Source organism: Novipirellula sp., assembly GCF_041583735.1.
Taxonomy (GTDB): domain Bacteria; phylum Planctomycetota; class Planctomycetia; order Pirellulales; family Pirellulaceae; genus Novipirellula.
The window spans coordinates 1-7,097 of record NZ_JBFHFD010000449.1 but is presented as its reverse complement, the minus strand read 5'-3'; the positions used below and the strand labels follow the sequence as shown (position 1 = coordinate 7,097).

Annotated in this window: 5 protein-coding genes; 1 reads left to right on the top strand and 4 read right to left on the bottom strand. The window is 56.8% G+C overall.

Annotation, left to right across the window (positions count from 1 at the left end):
- Window positions 1–885 (bottom strand): biotin/lipoyl-containing protein (locus ABX962_RS25410; RefSeq protein WP_372723505.1); only part of this gene is annotated, 885 nt, incomplete at its 3' end.
- Between the two features lie 71 nt (window positions 886–956).
- Window positions 957–3,689 (bottom strand): pyruvate dehydrogenase (acetyl-transferring), homodimeric type, encoded by a 2,733-nt coding sequence (aceE, locus tag ABX962_RS25405; protein WP_372723503.1) that lies wholly within the window; start codon window positions 3,687–3,689, stop codon window positions 957–959.
- Between the two features lie 494 nt (window positions 3,690–4,183).
- Between aceE and ABX962_RS25400 the strand changes: the two genes are divergently transcribed.
- Window positions 4,184–5,002, top strand: a complete 819-nt coding sequence (locus ABX962_RS25400; RefSeq protein ID WP_372723501.1) for an SDR family NAD(P)-dependent oxidoreductase — start codon at window positions 4,184–4,186, stop codon at window positions 5,000–5,002.
- Between the two features lie 234 nt (window positions 5,003–5,236).
- Here ABX962_RS25400 and ABX962_RS25395 read toward each other — a convergent pair whose 3' ends face one another.
- Window positions 5,237–5,779, bottom strand: a complete 543-nt coding sequence (locus ABX962_RS25395) for a hypothetical protein (RefSeq protein WP_372723506.1) — start codon at window positions 5,777–5,779, stop codon at window positions 5,237–5,239.
- Window positions 5,780–6,484: 705 nt separating this feature from the next.
- Window positions 6,485–7,097: BON domain-containing protein (locus ABX962_RS25390; protein ID WP_372723499.1), on the bottom strand; the 613-nt coding region annotated here is incomplete at its 5' end.

Here is a 7,097-nt window from a genome sequence, read left to right as displayed (position 1 = left end):
CAGCCCTTGCGCCGCGTAATCGTCTTTGCTCGATTGGCGAAGCCGTTCAAGGTCGGTGATGTCGGCGTCATCAAAATTGGTGACACGAGGAACGGTCGACCAACTCGCATGCATTTGTTTGGAGATCGTTTTGCGGATCTTGCTCATGCGTTCGACATGCACACTGCCGAAGTCATCGCTGCTGGCGGTGCCAGGTGCCGAGGATTCGCGGGGGGCCATTTGGCTGGACGTGCTGGCGGCCGTGGGCGAGGTTGTCGCAGCGGTGCCGCCACTGTTTCTCGCGACTTGGTTAGCGGTGCGCACGACGGCCAGGACGTCGTCGCGAGTGATTCGGCCCGATTCGCCTGATCCTTGAACGGCCGCCAAGTCGACGCCGACTTCGCGTGCAAAACGGCGGATCGCTGGCCCCGCAGGGATCACTTCGCCCGGTGCGGTGGTGGCCACCGGGGCTGCCGCCGGTGCGGCGGGCGCTGGTGCTTGTGGTTTTGCCGGTGCCGGTGCGGGAGCAGGTGTCGGAGCGGGAGCCGCAGGAGGTGCCGCAGCGGCTGCCGCCGGAGCAGGCGTTTCGGCCTTCGGTTCTGGCTTGGGCTCGGGTTTCGCTTCGGGTTTCGGTGCGGCCGCGGGAGCCTCGGGGGCAGCCGCCTCGGCCGCCGCTTCGACTTCCAGGATCACGCCGCCGATCGCTACCGAGTCGCCTTCGCTGACAAGGATCTTGGTGACCTTTCCGCCGACCGATGCCGGTACCGGCACAGTCGCCTTGTCGGTTTCCATTTCGACGATGTCTTGGCCTTTGCTAATCACGTCGCCGACCGACACAAAAATTTCCAGAACGTCACCAGATTCGATGCCGTCGCCCAATTCGGGAAGCTTTACTTCAGTTGCCATAAAAGAGTTTCTGGTAAGCAGATTTCAGTGGGATGTTTGTAACGTACGTTGCCTCGGACATAGGTCTCGGATTAGGCAAAGTACGGGTTGGGTTTATCAGGGTCGATGCCAAGGTCTTTGATTGCATCGGCGAGTTCCGTAGCCGTGAACAGCCCGGTCTTGGCGAGACGCGTCAGCGTTGCATAGGTAACGCATTCGGCATCGACTTCGAAATGTCGCCGCAGCGCTTCGCGAGTTTCGCTGCGTCCCATGCCATCGGTTCCTAGCACGAAGTAATCGCCAGGGATCCAGGGCTGCAGTTGCTCGCCGAGAGCTCGAACGTAATCGCTTGCTGAAATGAATGGACCTTCGACACCTTCGAGCTGCTCTTCGAGGTAGCTCTTGCGTGGTGTCTCGGTGGGGTGCAGCATGTTCCAGCGGCTGCAGTCGGCGGCTTCGCGTCGCAATTGGGTATAGCTGGTTACGCTCCAAACGTCGCTTGCGATCTTGTATTTCTCGGCCAGTGTTTCCTGGGCTTTCAAGACGCAGTTGAGGATCGCACCGCTGCCGAACAGCTGAACGCGTGCCTTGGCACCTTCGACGTCGCGGCTGCGGAATTTGTACATCCCTTTGACGATGCCTTCTTCGCAACCCTCTGGCATTGCGGGATGCAAGTATTCCTCGTTTTCGCTCATCAAGTAATACATGCACTCTTCGCCATCTTGGTACATCCGTTTGAGGCCTTCCAAGATGATCACGACGACTTCGTAAGCGAATGCAGGGTCGTAGGCACGCACGGTCGGAAACGCGATTGCATTGAGCAAGCTGTGTCCGTCTTGGTGCTGAAGTCCTTCGCCGTTGAGCGTGGTTCGGCCGGCGGTGCCGCCGATCAAAAAGCCCTTGGCTCGCATGTCTGCCGCGGCCCAGATCAGGTCGCCGATGCGTTGGAAACCAAACATGCTGTAGTAGATAAAGAACGGAATCATGTTGACGCCGTGCGAGCTGTACGCGGTTCCGGCCGCGTTAAAGCTGCTCATCGATCCCGCTTCGGTGATCCCTTCTTCGAGGATTTGACCGTCTTGGGATTCCTTGTAATAGGTGATCAGCGACGAATCAACCGGCTCGTACAGCTGGCCCGCGTGAGCGTAGATGCTGAATTCGCGGAACATCCCTTCCATCCCAAAGGTGCGTGATTCATCAGGCACGATGGGGACCATGTACTTGCCGATCTTCTTGTCACGGCACAACGCGATCAAGGTTTGCACGACCGAGAACGTCGTGCTGCAGCTCTTGTCTTCGAGCCGGCCGATCAATTTCTTGTAATCCGCAACCGTCGGCACTTCCATTGTTGGATGCGTGGTGGGGCGGCTTGGTACCGGGCCGCCGAGAGCCGCGCGGCGCTCCTTCATGTACTTGATTTCTTGGCTGTTGGCCGGCGGAGTGTAGAACGGTGCCTTGCCGACTTCTTCATCGCTGATGGGAATGCCGAACCGCGTGCGGAACTCGAGCAATTCCTCTTCGTTCATTTTCTTTTGGTTGTGGGCGACGTTGCGGCCCTCACCTGCTTCGCCAAGTCCATAGCCTTTGACGGTCTTGGCCAGAACAACAGTCGGTTTCCCGTTTTTCAGTTCCGTCGCCATCTTGTAGGCCGCATACACCTTTTCTGGATCATGGCCACCGCGACGCATCTTTTCGAGGCGTTCGTCGGAGTAGTTTTCGACCAATTTCAGCAGTTCGGGATATTTGCCAAAAAAGTGCTCGCGAATGTAGCTGCCGGGCATACCGGTGTATTTTTGGTACTGGCCGTCGACGACTTCGTTCATTCGTTTGGCGAGCAAGCCAGTGGTGTCTTTGGCAAGCAGTTGGTCCCAGTCATCACCCCAGACGACTTTGATCACATTCCAACCGGCACCGCGGAAAATCGATTCAAGCTCTTGGATCACCTTGCTGTTGCCACGGACAGGACCGTCAAGTCGTTGCAAGTTGCAATTGATGACAAAGATCAGGTTGTCGAGTTTCTCGCGCGCTGCAAGTCCAATCGCACCGAGTGTTTCAGGCTCGTCGCATTCGCCGTCCCCGAGGAATGCCCAGACTTTTTGTCCCGACGTGTCTTTGATGCCGCGGTCGCGGAGGTATTCGTTAAAGCGAGCTTGATAGATCGCCATGATCGGACCGAGCCCCATCGAGACGGTGGGGTATTCCCAAAAGTCAGGCATCAACCATGGATGTGGGTAGCTCGACAGTCCACCGCCGGGGGCCAGTTCGCGGCGAAAGTTCTCGAGGTTCTCTTCGCTCAAGCGGCCTTCGACAAACGCTCGACTGTACATCCCGGGCGAAGCGTGACCTTGGAAGTAAATCGTGTCGCCCGAGTAGCCGTCTTCGCCGCGTCCTTTGAAGAAATGATTGAAGGCGACTTCGTACAGCGTCGCACTCGATGCAAACGTGCTGATGTGACCGCCGACGCCGCCGGGACGCTTGTTCGCTCGCACGACCATCGCCATCGCGTTCCAGCGAACGATCGATTTGATGCGGCGTTCAATTTCCCGATTGCCGGGGTAGGCTGGTTGGTCTTTGGTGGGGATCGTGTTGACGTAAGGCGTGTTGGTGTCTTGCGCCGATTGGATCCCTTCTTCGGCAGCACGATCGCGAAGTTGTTCGATTAAGAAACGAACGCGATCGGCGCCTTTGCTCTTCAGCACATAGTCGAGTGACGACAGCCACTCTTGTGTTTCTGCGGCATCCATATCCACTTCCGCTGCGGGTGGAGCCAATTCGCCTAGATGCTGATCGACTTCGGTCTGGGCGACAGTTTTTGAGTCAGTCATATTCAATTTCTTCTTTCTATTACTGGGCTGTCCCGTAATCGCACCGCTCAATTTCGTGCGTCAATGTTTTTTGTGCGAGTCTATTATGATTCGTCTAAGCATGCAGATTAGCCGGATTAGGGTAAATACGGCAAGGGCGAGCAATTATTGGCGGTTTGTCTTACCTTGGGGTAAGCCAAGGGCTCCCCCGCTGGTGGACAAATCGGGTGAACAAATGATGAGCCGCAATATTGCCGAGAGCGAATCTGTGTGAGTATGCCCCGAATGGGGTGTCTCGCGTTCGTCTTATTCTAACGCATTTTTCTCACGCCAAGAGCCGTCGCCATCGTGCAATCGCCAATGGTGTGATCGACGCGGCAAGAAGCGTCAATCCAGCAATATGAGAAGATTCTTTTCGGCCCACTCCGTTACGACTTCGACACGCTGGGGGTTTGCATTACGCTGCGGGGAAAGCGAGGGCAATCTTGCGTTGAGTTTGTCGAATGTCGCCCGTGATGATGGACGAACGAGTCAAAAAGGATCAGCTGGTGGATTTGCAATTTTGTGGAACTCATGCCGTCGTTACGGGAGCCTCCAGCGGCATTGGCCGAGCGATCGCAATCGATCTGTCACGCCGTGGTGTGAAACGGATCGTGATTCACTATCGACGCAATGTCGCCGGGGCTCAGGCAACGGCCGAGGCATGCCGACAACTCGGTTCCGAGCCGCTGCTGCAGGCTGCCGACCTCGCTGATTTGACCGCTGCCGAATCGTTTGCCGAGCGGTGCTATCGCGAGCTCGGCACGATCCACACGTGGATCAATAACGCGGGCGCCGACGTGTTGACGGGGGAGCTGTCGGAGCTTGATTTCAATGCAAAACTTCAGCGATTGATGCAGGTTGATGTGATCGGGACGATCCATCTCGCACGTGGGGTCGCAGAGCGTATGGCGAACGAGACATTCACGCTGCCGCCATCGATGACGTTTATCGGTTGGGACCAATCGGCCTCAGGGATGGAGGGGGATGCGGGCCAAATGTTCGGTCCCGTTAAAGCGGCGATCACCGCGTTCGCGCTCAGTTTGGCTCAGACGGTGGCACCGCGAGTACGGGTCAACGTCGTCGCGCCTGGCTGGATTCAAACGTCGTGGGGCCAGGCAGCAAGTCCCTACTGGGACGCCCGCGCCCAGGATCAATCGCTGATGAACCGCTGGGGCACGCCCGAGGATATTGCCCGCGCAATCGCCTTTGTGTCCGATCCCGAAAACTCGTTTTTCAGCGGCCAAGTCGTGCAGGTCAACGGAGGCTGGAATCGCCAGTACATTCAATCGTAGTGTAGTGGATCTTGTTAAAAATCCCGCAGCAGGTCCCTCACTCGTCGGGCTTTTCGTGGGTGATTGCTACGCGGCCGCGTGGATAGCGAGGTTTTCTAAGCCGGATGCACTCTTACTCGTTGCGGCGCACAAGTTCTTAGATGGGGCAAAGCTGAGGCAGCCAAACGAAAAAAGGCTAGCTCGGAATGAGCTAGCCTTTTTGTCTGAGGTCGCAGTTGTTGGTTGCAGCGTGTCTTACAGGTTGGGTGTCGTGTAAGGATCGACGTCGCCCACCATGTGGAAGTGGTTGTGGTCGATGTAGACCACTTCGATTGCGTCCCGGTCATGCAAGGTGTGCGGGACAGGATAGCCGACGATGGTTTTTTCGTCGAAGTAGATCGAGCACTTGTAGTGTGCGTGGTGCAATTGAGCTGGCCCGATCAACGGATAGAAGCGTGGGGGGTCAACGTAGTCGGCGATCTTTTCTTTGATGATTCGCACGTTGTTGCGTTGCGTTTCCCAGATCAAAGGAATGCCACCTTGGATCGGACGAGCCGATTCGAGTGCGTGCATCACTTCATCGTCGCTGGGTGGGTCAAGTGCAACTGCGTTGCCACCGGAGGTCGTTGGGCCCAAGATCGGAACGCGGTCGTAACGCTCTTTCTTCCAGAACTTTTCTTCTTGTTTGTGTTGGAAGTAAGGGCTCACGGGGATGGGGTAAGTGAGGAAGCCCAGATTAATGTTGGAGCCTCCGATTCCGTAGCATCCAGTTGAGCCGATCGCCATAACTGCAATCATGCAAAAGACGATTCGCGGGGTGTACGATTTTTGGGCAACACATGCCTTGTTTTCCCCATCGTGGTTGGTGGGCCGTACACATGTTGTTTTAGGAGTCTTCATCCGAGCAACCTTCCGTGGTTTCCTTTACGATTGATCGCAACCAGCGATCTGCGTAGTTCTAGTATCGTGTGAACTTGGGAGGATCTTGCGGGTAATTCCGAAAGTTCCGAAAAACGGGTGAAAAGAATCGACGTGATTCCTCGTCATGACGCCTCTTGAGGCCGCAAAAAGCAGCGATTCGCACGCATTCGCGGCGTGGTGCCGTGGGGTTGGTCGCGAGTGAAAACGTTTGGGATTTGCTGGGTGGCCGCCCCCAATGCCATCGACATTGGCACTAAGCAGGTGGCTTTTGTCGCGGAGCGGCGCGAGCCACCCGATCAAAACCGAACGTTTTATCTCGCCGCAACCGGACAGCTCGCGCCGCGAGCGCTCCTACAAGCTGTACCGCTATCCAAAGTAGATGCCATTGGGCCTCACGCCGCACCGATAGCTCGATCTCAGGCGAACCTCATCAACGGAGTTGTCGCTCGCTCAATAAAAAAACTCGTGCAATAAAAAAAGCTCGTGAACAGCGAACTGTTACACGAGCCTTTTATGCGTTAGAGCGATTAGCTGGCGGATCGTTGATCCGCTGCCATTGCCGTCTTAGCGGCCATTGCCATCTTAGCGGTCTGTGAAGTCCAAGAACCACCAACCGTCGTCCCATTCGAGGCTGACCTTACGCCATCCCAGCGGTACCTGTGGGTACGGGTAGAACGGGCCAATGTAAGGCCATGCCGATGGGCTGTACTGCTGTGGGTAAGTCAAAGCAGCATAGTTGGGGTAAGATGCATAGCCTGGCCAAGCGTAGTTTGGCAGGTTAGGGGCATCATACCGAGGTGCTCCGCCGCCGGTATAAGGAGCCATTGGCACAGGTTGTCCCATCACAGGAGCCCCTTGCATGGCACCGTAGCCAACGGGTGCAGCTTGAACCGGTTGCTGTTGCGGGCTCATGCGGTAAGGAGCAGCCATGGCGGGGGCTGGTCCTTGGTTGGCCGCCATGCGAGCTTGCATCTGCGGTGCCGGTGCGGCTTGCAACGTAGGCGGTTTAGGCAGACGAGGCAGTGCGGTTTCAGCGACTTCGATCGCATCATGTACCCCTGCGACCCCTGGAGCCGATTCAGCGATACGAACAATCGCGTCACGTTGACTTTCCGAAGCGGCGCGTCCCTTCAAGTGAACGACTCCGCCACGGCTGGTGACATCGACGCCAAAGCCACGAAGTTTGCCCGATTTT